General features: G+C 44.9%; 14 protein-coding genes. 11 read left to right on the forward strand and 3 right to left on the reverse strand.

The features are described from left to right. Positions 1–50 precede the first annotated feature (50 nt). From G475_RS0111050 to G475_RS0111080, 7 genes are all read left to right on the forward strand, one after another. The gene (locus tag G475_RS0111050) at positions 51–2,309 is read left to right on the forward strand and encodes a DNA translocase FtsK (RefSeq protein ID WP_026701355.1); all 2,259 of its coding nucleotides are present in this window, start codon (positions 51–53) and stop codon (positions 2,307–2,309) included. A 184-nt stretch (positions 2,310–2,493) separates the two neighbouring features. Then, positions 2,494–2,682 (forward strand): hypothetical protein, encoded by a 189-nt coding sequence (locus tag G475_RS0111055; RefSeq protein WP_026701356.1) that lies wholly within the window; start codon positions 2,494–2,496, stop codon positions 2,680–2,682. Between the two features lie 253 nt (positions 2,683–2,935). Further along, a complete protein-coding gene (locus G475_RS0111060; RefSeq protein WP_026701357.1) occupies positions 2,936–4,030 on the forward strand; it encodes a nicotinate phosphoribosyltransferase in 1,095 nt (364 codons plus the stop codon). Between the two features lie 26 nt (positions 4,031–4,056). Next, complete coding sequence (locus G475_RS0111065) at positions 4,057–4,722, forward strand: hypothetical protein (protein ID WP_026701358.1); 666 nt, start codon at positions 4,057–4,059, stop codon at positions 4,720–4,722. A gap of 165 nt (positions 4,723–4,887) precedes the next feature. Continuing rightward, positions 4,888–6,186, forward strand: coding sequence for a UDP-N-acetylmuramate--L-alanine ligase (gene murC, locus G475_RS0111070; protein WP_026701359.1), 1,299 nt, complete (start codon positions 4,888–4,890; stop codon positions 6,184–6,186). A 219-nt stretch (positions 6,187–6,405) separates the two neighbouring features. After that, entirely contained in the window at positions 6,406–6,861 is a 456-nt protein-coding gene (locus G475_RS0111075) for a DUF948 domain-containing protein (protein ID WP_026701360.1), read from the forward strand. Positions 6,862–6,867: 6 nt separating this feature from the next. Beyond that, positions 6,868–7,302, forward strand: a complete 435-nt coding sequence (locus tag G475_RS0111080) for a YtxH domain-containing protein (RefSeq protein ID WP_026701361.1) — start codon at positions 6,868–6,870, stop codon at positions 7,300–7,302. Between the two features lie 245 nt (positions 7,303–7,547). Here the strand turns inward: G475_RS0111080 and G475_RS0111085 are convergent, their stop codons facing one another. Continuing rightward, on the reverse strand, positions 7,548–9,728 hold the full coding sequence (locus G475_RS0111085) for a cell division protein FtsA (protein WP_026701362.1): 2,181 nt from the start codon (positions 9,726–9,728) through the stop codon (positions 7,548–7,550). A gap of 213 nt (positions 9,729–9,941) precedes the next feature. On the opposite strand from G475_RS0111085, the gene G475_RS0111090 reads away from it, so the two are divergent. The 4 genes from G475_RS0111090 (at position 9,942) to motS (ending at position 14,098) form a co-directional block, all read left to right on the forward strand. Next, positions 9,942–11,018, forward strand: coding sequence for a bifunctional 3-deoxy-7-phosphoheptulonate synthase/chorismate mutase (locus G475_RS0111090; protein ID WP_026701363.1), 1,077 nt, complete (start codon positions 9,942–9,944; stop codon positions 11,016–11,018). 430 nt (positions 11,019–11,448) lie between these two features. After that, positions 11,449–12,450 (forward strand): catabolite control protein A, encoded by a 1,002-nt coding sequence (gene ccpA, locus G475_RS0111095; RefSeq protein WP_026701364.1) that lies wholly within the window; start codon positions 11,449–11,451, stop codon positions 12,448–12,450. 72 nt (positions 12,451–12,522) lie between these two features. Further along, positions 12,523–13,332: a flagellar motor protein MotP gene (gene motP, locus G475_RS0111100; RefSeq protein ID WP_026701365.1), complete on the forward strand. Its 810-nt coding sequence runs from the start codon at positions 12,523–12,525 to the stop codon at positions 13,330–13,332. Beyond that, on the forward strand, positions 13,322–14,098 hold the full coding sequence (motS, locus tag G475_RS0111105; protein ID WP_026701366.1) for a flagellar motor protein MotS: 777 nt from the start codon (positions 13,322–13,324) through the stop codon (positions 14,096–14,098). The genes motP and motS overlap by 11 nt, the downstream gene beginning before the upstream one ends. A 265-nt stretch (positions 14,099–14,363) precedes the next feature. Here the strand turns inward: motS and G475_RS0111110 are convergent, their stop codons facing one another. Both G475_RS0111110 and G475_RS0111115 read right to left on the reverse strand, forming a co-directional pair. Further along, a complete protein-coding gene (locus tag G475_RS0111110; RefSeq protein WP_026701367.1) occupies positions 14,364–15,527 on the reverse strand; it encodes an acetoin utilization protein AcuC in 1,164 nt (387 codons plus the stop codon). Then, complete coding sequence (locus G475_RS0111115) at positions 15,524–16,171, reverse strand: acetoin utilization AcuB family protein (protein ID WP_026701368.1); 648 nt, start codon at positions 16,169–16,171, stop codon at positions 15,524–15,526. Before G475_RS0111115 ends, G475_RS0111110 begins: the two co-directional genes overlap by 4 nt.

Genomic DNA, 16,171 nt, shown 5'->3' on the forward strand with positions numbered 1-16,171 from the left:
TACAATGAAAGAAGAATGAATATACGTTAGGATTAAAAGGGGATGGTACGATGGCCGGTTCCTTTCAACGGATAAAACAAAAAATGCAGCAGTTCTTTTTTGGCGGACAGGAAGGTCAAGACAGCGATGTTTCCGCTCGCTATGCAAGGGATCCAGTGTCTAAAAAGGACAGACAGCTGCCTAAACAATCAGAGTCCAATATAAAAATCGTTCATCATTACCCAAAAAGTGAAACAACACAAAGACCGTTAAATAATCTACAGCACAAGAAAGCTTTTGAAGAAGAAAAAACCACCCCAGATTTTCAGAAAGAAAAATCGGGTAAGGAACAAAAACAGGCAATAGATGACACACAGGCAAAAGAACGACATTATTTCCAGGGAAATGATTTTTCCCCGGAGGATATTCCTTCGCCAGTCTTCGGGTTTGAACGCGTGCCTCTCCATTCAAATTTTTTGAAGAAAAACAATCATACGGTTCTTCCAGTTCCCGAAGAAACAGCTCCAGAGGATCTAAAGGTGGTCGATCTCCCTCCTGTTGAAGGAAAGGAGGAAGCCGCTTCCGCAGCAGAAGAAGCAGAGGAAACCATAACCGCCTATGGAGAGCAGATAACAGAGCGTTCGGGGTTCTTCGAGGAGGAAGAAGAAGCGAAGGACGACAATCCGCCGCAAAAGAATAAAAACGATGAAAGAGAGAATGTCTTGAACGAGAGGTTATCAAGGCAGGAACGCCGCCGGAAAAAACGGGAAGAACGTTCCCGTCACGGCAATAACCCAGGTGGAGAAACAGAGAAGCACACTTCAAAAGTTCCTTTTAACGTTTTAATGTATTCTGATGGACAGGGAAGCTCTTCCAAACCGGAAAAAGAGCGGGCGGCTTCCAGCCAGAAAAAAGATTATCATTTCCCTTCTATTCAATTATTAAGCCTGCCCCCAAAAACGGTGGAACAGGATGCAGATGAACTGTCCTTTCAAAAAGAACAACTGGAAAATACACTGCAGGATTTCCATGTTGATGCCAAAGTCGTTGATGTAACAAAAGGGCCTTCGGTCACGAGGTATGAGGTCCAGCCGGCGGCTGGTGTAAAAGTCAATAAGATTACAAATTTGACAGATGATATGAAGCTTGCTCTGGCTGCCAAAGACTTACGGATGGAAGCTCCAATTCCGGGTAAAAATGCGATAGGTATCGAAGTTCCAAATACAGAGAGTAAACCTGTCTTTTTGCGGGAAATTTTACGACGTGATGTTTTTTTGCGTAAAGCTTCTCCATTAACGGTAGCAATGGGCCTTGATATTTCCGGAACCCCTATCGTGGCGGATCTCCAGGATATGCCTCATGGATTGATTGCCGGGGCAACCGGCTCAGGGAAAAGCGTCTGTATTAATTCGATATTGCTCAGTCTGTTGTATAAAGCTGATCCTGAGGAAGTGAAATTGATGCTGATTGACCCTAAAATGGTGGAACTTGCTTCTTACAAAGACGTTCCGCACCTGGTCACACCAGTCATCAATGATGCCAAGGAAGCTACGGCCGGATTAAAATGGGCAGTAACCGAAATGAACCACCGCTATGAAAAATTAGCGGCAGAGGGTGTTCGGGATATTGCGAAATATAACGAAAACATGGAAAAGCAGAACAAAGCTGAACACAAAATGCCCTATATTGTAATCGTTATTGATGAATTAGCAGATTTAATGATGGTGTCTCCTCAGGATGTGGAGGATGCCGTCTGTCGAATCGCTCAAAAAGCGAGAGCTTGCGGCATTCATCTATTACTTGCTACGCAGCGGCCGTCGGTTGACGTTATCACCGGATTGATTAAAGCCAATATCCCAAGCCGGACGGCCTTTGCCGTCTCTTCCCAGGCAGATTCCCGCACAATTCTTGATATGGGCGGAGCTGAGAGACTGATTGGCAAAGGTGATATGCTTTTCCATCAAAACGGCTCACCAAAGCCGGTCCGGGTACAGGGGACATTTGTCACAGATGAAGAAATTGATGCGGTTACTGCCTTTGTAAAAAAACAGAAATCGCCGGATTATCTGTTCCAGCGTGAAGAACTTGCCAGAAAGGCTGAACAGCAGGAAAGCGGAGACGAACTGTTTACGGAAGCCTGTCAATTTGTTTCCGAACAAAACGGGGCCTCTTCATCGTTACTGCAGCGTCGTTTTTCCATCGGCTACAACCGGGCTGCCAAGCTGATTGATATGATGGAGGAGCGCGGAATCATATCGGAAGCGCGGGGTAGTAAGCCGCGCCAGATTTTATTAACCCGCCAGGAAATTGAAGAACGCATTCACGCATAATATGAAGGAAAAGAAGCCAAATGGCTTGTCTTTCGCTTTAAGGTTATATAATATAGAGAGTGTCACGAAACGATAGCATGACCACAGCCTGAAGACGATCTAAATCAATCTGTCCAACCGCAGCAATGAATGAACCAGAGGCTGAATTTACACGTAAGCAGACTTCTTAAAAGGAGGATCTCTTATGGAACAGATTCAGCTGGACGTATTGTTAGAATTCTTATATCCGCAAGCGCTGGGGTTGCTGAAAAAAGAAGAAAAATCGGTACCCATTGTTTTTCAGGACGGCCTGCGTGATGTGGATGAAGCAGATGTACAAGAGATTATCGAGGCTGTCATCATGGAACGGGGACAGGACTCCATGGTTCATTAATGAGCTGGGAGGAACATTAAGCAGAAGCGAGGTAGCTTTCAGGAAGGCTGTTTCAAAAGGTATAAGGCGTGCCCTGGACCGGCTGTGCCGGCTGTAATAGTCGCGTTTTCCCTTTGAAACAGCTTTTTCTTACATGAAGAAGAAAGCGGAACCGGCATAGGAAAAATTCGGCAATCGTCATAACAGCAGGCGAAACAGCCGGGTTTTTCTAATATAAAATGCAATACTCACAGCAAAAACAAGGAGCAGACATATGAAAGAAATCGAATTAAAAATGCAGGGCGATATTAAACGGTTGACAAACGAAACATTTAAATTTGATGAACGGGTGGGAGAAGGATGGTTTTCGGCGGTTTACTTTCTAAAGACAAGAGAGATAGCGGAAAAGTATAAATCTGATGAAATTGTTACGATGCAGTTTTTCCAGAAAAAGCACAGTGTGTTATGCGGAACGGATGAAGTCATTGCGCTAGTAAAGACATTTGCGAAAAATCCGGAAGAGTTAGAAATCTATTCGCTGGAAGACGGAGATAAGATAGAACCGTATGAAACGGTCTTGACCATACAAGGACCTTATCAGAATTTTGGCCATCTGGAAGGACTGATTGATGGGATTTTTGCGCGCCGCACATCCGTGGCTACGAATGTATATAATGTGGTTAAAGCGGCGAGGAAGTCAGGGGCCCAAAAACCAGTGATTTTCATGGGGGACCGTGATGATCATTTTACACAACAGGCTGGAGATGGATATTCGGCATATATTGGAGGTTCGAAGGCCCAGGCTACCCATGCCATGAGTGAATGGTGGGGAAAAAAAGGAATGGGGACGATGCCCCATGCTTTAATCCAATTATTTGAAGGCGACATTGTAGAAGCGTCCCGGGCTTATAAGGAGACATACCCGGATGATGAATTGATGGCGCTTGTGGATTACAATAATGACGTCATTACCGATTCATTAAAACTGGCCCGTGAATTTGGAGAGGACTTAAAGGGAGTGCGGGTCGACACCTCAAACAATATGGTGGATCAGTATTTCTGCCGGCACCCGGAAGTAATGGGCGCTTTTGACCCGCGCGGGGTAAATCCCGAACTCCTGTTTGCGTTACGAAACGCTTTGGATGAAGAAGGGCACCATCACGTAAAAATTGTAGCAAGCGGCGGGTTTACCGCGGAAAAAATTCACCAATATGAAGATATGAACGTACCCATTGATTTATATGGAGTAGGGAGCAGTCTTCTGAATATTCATATTGGGTTTACAGGGGATAATGTAAAATTAAATGAGAAGGACGAAGCTAAAGCCGGACGCGTCTACCGGCCCAACCCGCGTTTGGAAAAAGTGTAGCAGGAAAAGGAAAGGGGTCTTGGCATATGCTCTCCAATGTGCCGGATTTTGAACAATATAGAGAACAAAAGCAAAAACAAGCAGATCAAGATCTTTCTGAACTGCTGAAGGAATATTCAAGTTGGTTGAAGCGGAATACTAACTTAAGAGAAAAGGTCCGGGCCAAGCACATGTATGCGGAACAGGCAGGACAGCAGGTGGAAGATCTGGAAATGTCTCCCTGGAAAAGTTATTTTGAAGATTGGTTTGCGTTTGATTATGTCACCATTATCGGAAGCCGTTTGTTTGATTTATTTATAAAAGAAGAGGCGGCAAATTTAGCGCCCGCAAAAGTACAGCTTGGGGGATTTGTCTTAACGGCTGCCCTGGAACCTTTTCAGATACTTCATAGAAGAACACGCTCCGTACTTGCCACTCCGTTGTGGAGAAAAGAAGAAAAACGCCTGTCCCCGTTATCGGAAGACGGATGTATAGATGATACGGCTTCTGTCATTTTGGTGCGTTCCGTTCATTGCGGGTTTGAACACCGGGTCATCAGCCCTGTTGTGCCTCTGGTGCTGCCGGAAGAAAACAATATTATTGAAGAATGGAAGGTACGCTCCGAGGAAAAAGAAGAAGAAAATCAGCGGCTCCGGTTTATGAAGGAACATGGTGCAAGCTGGATGGCGTATGCAAAAGCAGGTTCTTCCTAGTTTTTATCTGCCATATTTTTTCTTTTATTGGAGCATACATCCGTTTCTGATATAATTATGTCGGTATCACTTGATCATAACTAACCTAGAGGGAAACGTCCAAGTTTTTCCGGCCCGGTTCAGCATAAAGAGGCGGGCAGTAGGATAAGATGGAGGGCCATAACTATGACGACCTATCATTTTATAGGCATCAAAGGATCGGGAATGAGCGCGTTAGCGCAAGTTCTATATGATATGAAATACAACGTACAGGGATCGGATGTGGAAAAACAGTTTTTCACTCAATACCCGCTTGAAAAAAAGGGAATCCCCATCCTTCCTTTTCAAAAGGAAAATATAACTGAAAATCAGACTGTCATTGCTTCTCCTGCCTATGGGGAAAGCAATCCGGAGGTGAAAGAGGCAGCAGAGCGTGGTATTCCGTTATACCGTTACCCTTTGTTCCTGGGAGAATTTCTGCAGCAGTTCACGTCTATTGCTGTCACAGGCTCTCATGGAAAAACCTCTACAACCGGCCTGCTTGCTCATGTAATAGGAGCTCATCAACCAACTTCTTATTTGATTGGAGATGGTTCGGGCAAAGGAGAAGAAGACAGTAATTTTTTTGTTTTTGAGGCGTGCGAATACAGACGGCATTTTCTTCATTATGAACCGGATTATGCGATTATGACCAACATTGATTTTGACCATCCGGATTATTTTGAAGATGTGGATGACGTGATCCGTGCTTTTGAAGAAATGGCACGAAATGTAAAAAAAGGGATCGTAGCGTGTGGGGACGATGAATATCTACAGACACTGAATGCCCCTGTCCCGATTGTTTATTATGGAATCGAAGGAAAATACGATTTTAATGCGGAAAATATTCAAACAGATGAACAGGGAACGACATTTGATGTCAAAATCCGCGGGGACCGTTACGGTACCTTTACCATTCCCGGGTATGGAAAACATAACGTGTTAAACGCGTTAGGGGTTATTGCGCTGTGTCATTATGAAGAAGTGCCGGCGGAAGTTATAAAAAATCAACTTGCTTCGTTTCCAGGAGTGAAGCGGAGGTTTACGGAAAAAGAAGCAGGCACCCAGATTCTGATCGATGATTATGCTCATCATCCAACGGAAATTAAAGCCACCATAGAAGCGGCACGGCAGAAGTATTCCGAAAGAGAAATAGTAGCGGTGTTTCAACCGCACACCTTTTCTAGAACCAAGGCATTTCTGGACGATTTTGCAGAAAGTTTAAAGCAGGCCGACCAGGTGTACTTGTGTGATATTTTTGGATCAGCAAGGGAATCGGACGGTGTCTTATCGATTGAAGATCTTCAAGAAAAAATTCCGGGAGCAAAAATTATTACCGAGGATCAAGTCAACTATCTGAGTGAACATGAACACAGCATATTGCTGTTTATGGGAGCAGGGGACATACAAAAATTTCAACAGGCATATGAAAAACAGCTGGTATAACGAAACTAGGGAGCTGTATCAAGGATAGCTCCCTCTTTACTATAAAAGCGGAATATTCGTTCATCCCCGCTTAAACTGCTGCATTTTATTTCAAAAAAAGGGATCTGCGTCCTTTCTGTCGAAATACTGAATAAGCCTGTTAAGAAAACTGGGATGCGATGTATGTTTCATGTCTCCGCTTTCGTGGTAAACTTTAGTTAAGGGAGGTGTAATCGTTCAATGGAACTAGTGTACATAAGTGCGATCATCGTCGCGCTTTCTATTGCAGTATTAGTCATTTACGTTATTAAAACATTAAAAGCGGCAGCAGGGACCATGGAGAGAGTGTCCACCACGCTGGAACGGATGGAAAAACAAGTGGAGGGCATTACGACTGAATCCGAACAACTGATTCAAAAAACAAACGTAATAGCCGAAGATGTACAACATAAAACCGAGTCATTGAACGGTTTATTTGCGTCTCTAAAAAATGTAGGAGACTCTTTGGAGAATGTAAATCATTCTTTTAAGGATATGTCGGATTCCATCAGCCGCCATTCGAAACAGCAGTCAGAGCAGGTGGCTCAGGCTGTGCAGTGGGGCAACGCCGCTATTGACCTGTATGGCAGGTGGCAGGACCGGAAAAGAAAAAAAGACATGAACCAGAATGAAAATTCATATTCGACAGGAGGATGATGTTTTATGTCAGAAATGAACACGAAAGATTTTATTATTGGTACATTAATCGGTGGTATTGTAGGAGCCTGCTCTGCTCTGTTAATGGCTCCTAAGACCGGAAGAGAATTAAGAAGCGACCTTTCGGAAGGGGCACATTCCGCGAAGGAGAGAACCAATGAATTTACAAGCGGGGCCTATGAAAAGGGGTCGGAATGGGCAAGTTATGCGAAAGAGAAATCTTCGGAAATAGCAAAAAATGTTTCCGATCAGTCCTCCCACTTATATGACCGGGTCAAAGGTGCAGCCTCTTCAGGGGAAGGCAATGAGGAAAAGACGGCAGATGAACTCGCAGAGGAACTCTCTGAAGATCTGGAGGCGGACCAGGAAGCGGCAGACGATGTTAAGGAAGATGTCAGAGAACTCCACGCCTCTACAAAAGAAGAAGCAGACAAAACATAAAAAGAAAGAAACGCTTCGCCTGATTTAATTTGGCGAAGCGTTTTTTTACGGAAGATTTTCCACCTTGAAATATAATATAATGAAGGCCATTTTTCCGATCAAAGTGTCTGTAATAGACGTATGAAAGACACTTGAAGGGGAAAAGGGGGAATAAATGGATGAAAATGAAATATTAAGGACAAAATGAAAAGCTTTAGGTCACAAAATGGTTTCTTTCCTCCTCTATCGGACACTTTCAAGCTGAGTTAACCACCCTTTTTTTGATTTTGTTTTGAAATCAACTGAAGTTCAATATGATCTCCTCCATTGAGGTCTTCTGTAAAGGAGGCGGGGCTCCCATTTTTAGTAAGTTTCCATTTTTTATGGACGGCTCCTTGAAGCTCTACCGTTACATAAGAAAATACATCTTGAAGAATAAAACCCGGGGCCTCTGATGTCTTTTCTGTCGTCACGTGATCCTGATGGTTTACGGTGTCGTCCAGCTCCGCATCTTCTCCGTTAATTTTGATATGAAGTATTTGTTTTTCCATGTCTACGGTCTGTTGATTAAACCACACCTGCTGTCTGATGGCAGGCTCCATCTCTTCCTGTTCGAGAAGCTCCCGGACAGTCACATCCTTTTCTCTGGAGGAACGGATATCAATACGGTCCCCCGAAACCACCTGCTGCTCCATTTTCCCCGGTCTGCCGTTAATGAGAAAAGAGCTCTCCGCTGCTGAAAGGGAGACGAGGCGATTATTTACATAATAACTATTGGCCCCGGTCACATCAGGCGTTTCCCAATTCATTGCTTCCCATACCTCACCGGCCGTTTCAGGGAGACGACATGTAAGAGTGTCTCTGTCTTTGAGAGGAGTATCAGGAGGCATCTGTTTTCCATTTACATAACACAAAGCCGGGATCGTGTATTCTTCTCTATTAATGGTCAATTGCAATTCGGGAGGTTCATCCAGCAAGTCCTGAAAACTGGCAGATGCTTTCGCTCCGTCTTCCCCTTTTTCAATCGTAATGTGATCTTCCGGGGAAATTGACTTCTCTAAAGAGGCCTCCTTATTATTCAATAAAATAGAAGGGGCTTCTCCTCTTGTGCCAGGGATGGTAACAACTCGGTTGTTCAAGGTAACTACAATGGCCTCTCCAGGTCTGCCGTACAGTTTTGGGATAGATAAGCCGGAAGCCAGTACTGCGTCGCCGATGGTTAAGTTTTTGACATCAAATAAACGGAGAGATTTTTCATTCACATAAACAGGTATATATTCGACAGGGTGTTCTTTTGCAGCAATTGCTATACCCACGGGGGTCACAAGTTCAGGGCCCGGCTGGATACCCTCGTAGGAAAGGTGTTTGATGGCGTCAATATCCCTGACCGCTACCCTGTTTTCAGGAAGTCCCAGTGATTCACTCAACTGTTTTGCGATTTCCGGGGTCATGCTTCCCCCGCCAACAAGCATAACCGCCTTTGGAGCTTTTCGATTTAACGTTATGATTTCGGAGCTGATTTCTGCGGCTAACTGTTGAACCACCGGACGTATTGGCTCAAGTACTTGTTCCGGAGGATACTCCGCTTCCATTCCAAGGATATCCGTGATAGATATTTGTTTATGCTGGGAGAGGTCCCGTTTGACGCGCTCGGCATCCGGAAAGTCAAGCAAAAACTCATCACTTAATGCTTCGGTTACCTCGTCTCCGGCGATCGGAACCATTCCATACGCTGTGACTGTTCCAAGTTCGGTAATGGCAATGTCCGATGTTCCGGCTCCAATGTCCACCAGGGCCACGTTTAACCGGCGCATGGAGGGCGGAATTAATACATTAATAGCAGCAATAGGTTCAAGGGTTAATGCCTCCAGTTCCAAGTCCACCCGCTGCAGGGCGCTTAACAAAGACTCGACAACTACTTTCGGAAGAAACGTTGCGATCACATCTACGGAAGCACTCCGGCCGGCCTGATCAATCAGGCTTCCCATTTCTTCTCCATCAAGATAATAGGCGACAACGGAATATCCGACACAATGATAACGAATGCTTTTATCAGAATCCTCTTCCGTTTCAAACGCCAGTTTGTGCTGGGCTTTTTGTACAGCCCCTAGTTCAAGCGGGGGGATATCCTCTGGAAAAACAGAAGGCTGGGAGGAAATATCAATTTCCATGGCAGCACGCTGGGTCTTTAAGGAACGGCCGGCTGCTGCGACACATACTTTATGGAGGGGCCCGTGCCGTTCTTCGAGTACATCTTTGGTTTCCTTAATGACATCGGCTACGGCTGCAATATTGTGTATCTGCCCGTCCATCATGGAACGTTCCTTGTGTTCCCTCGATTCCACGTCAACCAGATCGTATGTATCGCCCTTCTGTTTTAAAATCAACCCTGTGACAGAACGGGTGCCAATGTCCAACGCATACATAATTTCCCCATTATTACTCATAATTTTCATACACCTCAAAAAATAATCTTGAAATATTTTTCTTATAAAAAACCGGCTTTAAAGCAAAAAATACTTTAACACTTAAAAGCGTTTAATTAATAAAGAAAAAGGGGCTGACAATTTGTTTAACTTCTTATATAATAGTCCTTAATCATTAAAAAATGTAACACATATCAAGAGAAAAGGGAAATTTAGTGAAGGAGTGGGGAAGAGATGAGTAATGAAGAACTGGAAGCGCTCAGGGAGCAATTGGATGAGGTCAACATGCAATTGCTGGAGCTTATAAATAAAAGGGCAAGTCTTGTCCAGGATATCGGGCAGGTGAAAAGCAGAGCTGGGCAGAAAAGGTTTGATCCGGTCCGTGAGCGGAAGATGCTTGATATGATCACAGAAAATAATGAAGGACCGTTTGAAACAAGCACACTGCAGCATTTGTTCAAGCAGATTTTTCAGGCCAGCCTTGAGCTTCAGGAAGATGACAACCGTAAAGCTCTCCTTGTCTCAAGAAAAAAGAAGCCGGAAGATACAGTTGTCGATTTAAAAGGGGAAAAGGTTGGAGACGGCCGGCAGCGTTTAATTATGGGACCATGCTCTGTCGAAAGTTACGAGCAGGTCTATGAAGTTGCTTCTGCGATGAAAGAACAGGGATTAACCCTGCTCCGGGGCGGCGCTTTTAAACCGCGGACTTCTCCGTATGACTTTCAGGGACTTGGAAAAGAGGGTCTTGAGATTTTAAAACGTGTAGCGGATGAATTGGATATGACAGTAATCAGCGAGGTTATGAATCCCCAGGACGTAGCAATGGCTACAGAATATGTAGACGTTATTCAGGTCGGAGCCAGAAATATGCAGAACTTTGATTTATTGAAAGAGGTAGGTTCTCATAAGACTCCTGTTCTGTTAAAACGGGGACTTTCCGCTACCATTGATGAATTTATGAAAGCAGCAGAATACGTGCTCGCTAATGGAAATAATGATTTGATGCTCTGTGAACGAGGGATCCGCACGTACGAAAAAGCAACCAGGAATACACTGGACATTTCGGCTGTCCCTATTCTTAAGAAAGAAACCCATCTGCCGGTGTTTATCGATGTCACTCACTCCACCGGCCGCCGCGATCTGCTTGAACCCACTGCGAAAGCGGCTCTGGCGATTGGAGCGGACGGAGTAATGGCTGAAGTCCATCCGGATCCGGCAGTCGCTCTCTCCGATTCGGCCCAGCAGATGGATATCCCGCAGTTTAACGCATTTGTGCAAAATCTCCGGGATGCCGGCCTGTATAAATTATAATATGAGGATGGACGGAAGAAAGAGAGGCGCTATCGGCTTTCTCCTTTACAATCGGCGTTAAAGTTAAAAGATTAGAAGAACTGGCCATACCTCTTGTCAGGACCAGCTGCAAATGCAGCTGGTCCAATTTTTAGAAGCAGAAAGTATAGATTGTTGCCGCTTATTTTAATTGGATTTATACGCTGACCTAATTCGGACGCGCTGCCCGGGAAAATGCTGCAGCTAGAAAAAGAATCCAGGTTAAGCACTATTAATAAGGACGAATTTCCCACGGACTTTCATGGAAATTCACCGATTTTTGTATAAAAGAGTGTAAAATTTGGCGACTATACCGATATAACTAGGGAAAGGAATTGCGGAACCTCCTTCAGTTATAATATGATTACAGTACGTATGAAAAGAATGAAAGGAAAAAAGAGGAGGCGTTCCAGTGAATACAACAATTTACGATGTGGCACGAGAAGCAGGAGTTTCGATGGCTACCGTCTCACGTGTAGTGAATGGAAATCCCAATGTCAAACCGGCAACACGGAAAAAAGTGTTAGATGCCATAGAAGGTTTGGGATACCGTCCTAACGCTGTAGCACGGGGACTTGCCAGTAAAAAAACGACAACGGTTGGAGTTATTATCCCCGATATCTCGAGCATTTTCTTTGCAGAACTTGCCCGGGGAATTGAAGATATCGCTACGATGTACAAGTATAATATTATTTTATGTAACTCGGACCAAAACAAAGAAAAAGAAATTCATTTAATCAATACCATGCTGGAAAAACAGGTAGATGGAATCTTATTTATGGGCGGAGAAATTACAGAAGAGCATGCCGAAACGTTCAAGCGCTCTTCCGTACCGATTGTACTGGCGGCTACGCTTGATGAAAACAGGGAAATGCCTTCGGTCAACATCGATTACCAGCAGGCAGCATTTGATGCTGTTTCAGAGCTGATTAACTCCGGTGTCCAGCGGGTTGGCATGGTTACCGGTCCTCTGGAAGATCCGGTTAATGGGTATCAAAAATTCAGTGGATATAAAAAAGCCTGTGAAGAATTGGGACACGGATTTGACGAAAATCTTGTAGCTGTTGGAGATTATACGTATGATGCCGGACTGGAGGCAGCCCAAAAATTAATGGGACTGGACAAGGCACCTACGGCTATTTTTGCCGCTACAGATGAAATGGCTCTGGGTGTCATCCACGGACTGCAGGATACCGGCGTGAAAGTGCCGGAAGATGTGCAGGTTGTCGGTTTTGATAACACACGCCTGGCGCAGATGGTACGTCCCACCCTTACAACGGTGGTTCAGCCCATGTATGATATAGGGGCAGTATCGATGCGCTTGTTGACCAAATATATGAATAAGGAAGACGTGGAAGATGAAGTTGTCGTTCTGCCGCACTTGATGGAATACCGGAATTCCACCTCGTTTTAACGGCCAACTGCCTGCTTGTGCCCGCATGGTATTCGCTTAAAAATATAAATATAGGGAGTCAGGGAGAGTTATATGAAGAAATTTGATATATTGACGCCTATTGGAATAGTAGTTGGAATCGGGACACTGCTATTTGCGGTTTTTACAAATGCGGGCTTGAATTCTGTGATATTTTTCATCCAAATTGCTGCCTTGTCAATTGTACTCGGCGGGGTGATTGCAGCACTGTTGATCGGTTTTTCTTCACAGGACTTGAAATTGCTGCCTTCGGTTACCCGGGAAGCATTCCGTCATAAAGACAATGACCTTAATTATCTGATTGATACATTCTCCAACCTTTCTACGAAAGCCCGCAGGGAAGGCCTGCTGGCGTTGGAGGCAGGGTTGGATGAGGTAGATGATCCTTTCATCAAAAAAGGGGTCATGCTTGCTGTGGACGGTATCGAACCGGATATTATTAAGGATATTATGATGGCCGAAGTAGTGGCGATGGAAGAACGCCATAAAAAAGGGCGCCGTTTGTTCGAAAAAGCAGGAGAATACGCCCCGGCCTGGGGAATGGTTGGAACACTGGTCGGGCTTGTTTTAATGCTTCAGGACTTGGAAGACCCGGCGACCCTGGGTCCGAATATGGCGTTGGCTCTTATTACAACACTATATGGTACGGTACTGGCTAATATGCTGTTTCTGCCGATAGCGAGCAAACTGGAACAGAAAACCGAGGATGAAGTCTTCGTCAAACAGATTATCATCGAAGGAGTTATCGGTGTTCAATCTGGGCAGAACCCTAAGATCCTTGAAGAAAAACTAAGTGCCTTTGTGAAAGAAAACGGCAAAGAAAATGAAATGGAGGAACAGGAGGAGCTGGCAAATGAAGCGTAGAAAAAAAGAACCTGAAAAAGGTTCGCCGAGATGGATGACTACGTTTTCTGACATGATCCTGCTCATTCTTGTTTTTTTCGTTATGCTGTTTTCCATGTCTGTCATTGATGCTAAAAAGTTTGAAGCGATTGCTGATTCGTTCGAAAACAGGCAGATTTTAGAAAGACTGCCCGCCCTGATGGAATTGGAAGGAGCCAATCAAAGCTTCGATCAAAATCAGGATGACAAGGAAGACGTGGCCGAAGCGGATATGGAAGAAGAACAGTCAGCTGCAGATATGGAGCTGGATCAATTACTTAGAGAAGTTCAGGAATACCTGGAAGAAAATAATTTGAATGATTATATCTCGGCAACGCGGGACGACCGCGGTGTAGTATTAGTACTGCAGGAGCAGTTGTTGTTTGAAACGGCGGAAGCGGAAATTTTATCGGAAGCAGAACCCTTTCTGGATAAAGTGGGAACCCTGCTCCAGTCTCTGCCGAATTTAGTGAAAGTAGAAGGTCATACGGATGACCGGCCGATTTCTACTTTCCGATATCCTTCCAACTGGGAATTATCTTCTGCCAGAGCCAGCAGTGTGATTCGATACTTAACCAGCAGTTATTCTTTGGAGCCGGACCGATTTCTGGCTACCGGATATGGAGAAACTCAGCCGATCGCTCCTAATGATACAGAAGAACATTTACGTGAAAATAGAAGAGTAGTTATAGTCATTTCTGATCCAGAATTTGAACAAGAACTGACAGAAGCGGCGGGAGATCTTTAAAAAACGGAGAGTCTGGGAGAAAATCCTTCTAAGATAAAAAAGTTCCGAACGATACGGAGAAGAGTCGTTCGGAACTTTTTTATCTTTGTCAAAACATTTCGCTTTTCTGCGGTACGGCTTGAATAAAGGAGGACCGGGCCGGAGAGCTGCTTCTTTAACATGGAACTCGACAAATATTTGTTGTTTGCCAGTATTGTGTTTGTCCCGGTGTTAGGTAAGGGAGAAAACAGCGGCGGCTTAACATTTGGCAGCCGCCGGATTTTATTTATTTTTTTTCATTCCGAATATGGAATAAGGCTTTGTTCAGCGTCTTATGGTTTTTATCGGTTATTTCTGAGCGGCGCGGAATGGGAGGATACATATCGCTGGGATCGGACCAATCCTCCGGAAGCTGGACGGGGGATCTGGCCTGCCAGCTGTGGTGCCAGCTTGAGGGCAGCGGCTGATTCAGCAGGTGAGTCTGCCCGGTCATTTCCAGCCATATCATCGCCCATGCTCTAGGAACGACCCGCCACATATCATATCCCCCTCCTCCGACCGCAATCCATCTTCCGCTGCAATAGTCATGAGAAAGCTGATGGGCGATCTTGGGGATTTCCCGGTACGCCCGGATAGAATTGGATAAATGAGTGAGCGGGTCATAATAATGAGCATCCGCTCCGTTCTGGGTAACAACAACATCCGGTTTAAAGAATTCCATCATTTCTTTAAAGGCATTTTCATAGACTTCCAGGAAGGAAGCATCTTCCGTAAACGCATCGATGGGAAGATTGATTGAAAATCCATATCCATGTCCGCTCCCTTTTTCATGAACATCTCCTGTCCCGGGAAATAAATAACGTCCTGTTTCATGGATGGAAAGTGTACATACATCCGGATCATCATAGAAAGCCCATTGAACCCCGTCGCCATGGTGAGCATCGGTATCCACGTACAGGACCCTGGCTCCGTAATGGCGTCTGATGTATTCTATCGCAATGGAACTGTCGTTATAAATGCAGAATCCGGAAGCCTTCCCGCGGAACCCATGATGTAACCCGCCGCCAAGGTTTAATGCATGCTCGCTTTTTCCTTCCATTACAAGATCTACAGCCGTTAACGTCCCTCCGACCAGCAATGCCGCTGCTTCGTGCATATTGGAGAAGACTGGAGTGTCATCGGTTCCTAGCCCGTAGTTATTGGCAATGCCACGGCTGAGACGCCCTTCTCCGGCAGCCTTTACAGCGTCAATATAAGGTTTGTCATGGATCAGCCCGATTTCTTCATCCGTGGCCATTCGTGGGGACTGAACGTGTTTGTCATCTATCGCTCCCATCTTCTGCAGCAGATCATAAGTCAGTTTTAAACGTAAATGATTAAATGGATGATCGTCACTGAATTTATAGGATAACTGGTCTTCCGAGTATACAAATGCGGCCTGCTGCTTCATTCGTTTCCCCCCGGCAGCCGCGGCCACTTCGTTTTATATCCGGCAGCCTCGATTTTTTGAATAACACGGCGGGGATCCATGGTTTGTACGCGGAAAGTGAGGTATTTGGATTCTGAATTATTCCCGGGGTAGACCAATACACTCGTGATATTGATCTGTTCCTCTTGAAAAATGGAGGAGATAAAAGCAAGCTCTCCAGGGACATTGGAGACCTTAATTTCAATCCGTGAAGATGGCTGATGCGCTCCAGTCAGTCGTACCAGGTTATGAAGAATCTTTGTTTCGGTGACGATGCCGGCAAGTTTATCGTTATCTTCTGCGACAGGCAGCGCACTGATATCATTTTCATATAATACAACTGCTGCTTCTTCCACAAAATCCAGCCTGTTGGCAGTGATAACAGGCGATGTCATGATTCTGGACACGGGATTTTGCAAATCTTCTTTCTGTTCACCGGCGTGGAAAATAGAGGGAGCAGCATCCCGGATATCCCGGTCGGAAACAATGCCAATAATACGATCTTTCTCATCAGTGACAGGAAGGTGTCTGATTTTATGCTGATGAATCAGGTTCATTGCGTTTTCAATAGAAGCCTCGGCTTTTATATGGATAGGTGTTGTATTCATAATTTCTTCTACTAGCAT

The sequence above is a fragment of the Salibacterium aidingense DSM 18341 genome, from assembly GCF_000429685.1.
GTDB lineage: Bacteria > Bacillota > Bacilli > Bacillales > Marinococcaceae > Salibacterium > Salibacterium aidingense.